Here is a 345-nt window from a genome sequence, read left to right as displayed (position 1 = left end):
GGCTGGCTTCTGGTTGGCCTTGATACTCATTCTGTGACAAGTTAACCAAATGATCAGCCCCTGGAAATAGATTAAATTGGAACGCTTTTGTAGCTTTGACCGGCCGTGCATTACTAAAGATTAATAAGCTCTGGTCTTCGGGCATCCGCATAATTTCATCGGGCGTCATGAGCGAACGGCTCGTATAGCTGTAACTATGGCTCTTGCTGTGGCTTTCTTCCTTGCTATGACTGGTACTCTCACTACCGGTTTCCACTTTCACGGTTGATTTTCCTAACAGATCACTAAGGTATTTAGCGGTCACGTCATTAGCGGCATTCAAGCAAATTTTAACGGCATGATTAC

General features: G+C 44.9%; 1 protein-coding gene. It reads right to left on the bottom strand.

The window, feature by feature from the left end; all coding sequences use genetic code 11:
- The coding region (locus tag ACKTR2_RS10220) for a type IV secretory system conjugative DNA transfer family protein (RefSeq protein ID WP_407885032.1) at positions 1–345 on the bottom strand (345 nt) is incomplete at both ends.

The organism is Furfurilactobacillus curtus (assembly GCF_045862785.1).
Taxonomy (GTDB): Bacteria; Bacillota; Bacilli; order Lactobacillales; family Lactobacillaceae; genus Furfurilactobacillus; species Furfurilactobacillus curtus.
Note: the sequence above shows the minus strand (reverse complement) of the source record. Positions and strands in the feature narration are given on the sequence as shown.